Consider the following 755-nt stretch of genomic DNA (forward strand, 5'->3'; position numbering starts at 1 on the left):
CTACTATTCCCCCGTACGATTCAACCCGGAAGCCTACGAGGAGCTGCGGATTCTCATGGCCAATCGGGACACGGTCTCCAAACGCCTTAACAGTGCCGTTAACCAGATTCATCGCTGGGTAGATATTGTGTTCCCGGAACTTCGGCAGGTCTTTAAAATTCTCACCTGCACGAGTAGCATTGCTACCTTGAGGCTGTTTCCTCTGCCGAAAGAAATTAGTCAATTAACGACAGAGCAAGTCATTGCCGGCTGGAAGAAATACGTAAAGCGTCATGCGGGTTTGCGGCGGGCCGAGCAGCTTATTGCACTAGCTAAACGCAGCGTTGGTACTACAAAGGCGCTCAAAGCTTATAAGTTGCACTTGGGTCAACTGCTCGAAGAATACGACTTGGCACAGCGCCAACTTGAGCAGATTGAACACGAAGTACATCTCGTATTAGAGCGCATTCCCTATGCTAAAAATATGCTTTCCATTCGAGGAGTAAATACGACTAGCTTGGCTGGTATATTAGGGAAAACTGGTGATCTAAGCGGTTATGCGCACGGAAATGCCTTGCTTCGCCATGCGGGTCTAAATCTGGCCGAAGCCAGCTCCGGGAAATGGCGTGGAAAGATGGTTCTCAGTAAGCGAGGCCGCCCTCGTCTCCGGCGTTTCCTCTATCTCATGACCATGTGCATGGTTATGACCAATCCGAATATTAGAGCCTTACACCACCTCAATGTTGACGTGAAAAAGTTAAAGAAAATGAAATCCA

General features: G+C 48.7%; 1 protein-coding gene. It reads left to right on the top strand.

Translation table 11 applies throughout. From position 1 onward, the window contains the following. The coding region (locus tag IEY53_RS34815; RefSeq protein ID WP_189032938.1) for a transposase at nt 1-755 on the top strand (755 nt) is incomplete at both ends.

This window comes from Paenibacillus albidus (genome assembly GCF_014644435.1).
Taxonomy (GTDB): Bacteria; Bacillota; Bacilli; order Paenibacillales; family Paenibacillaceae; genus Paenibacillus_AQ; species Paenibacillus_AQ albidus.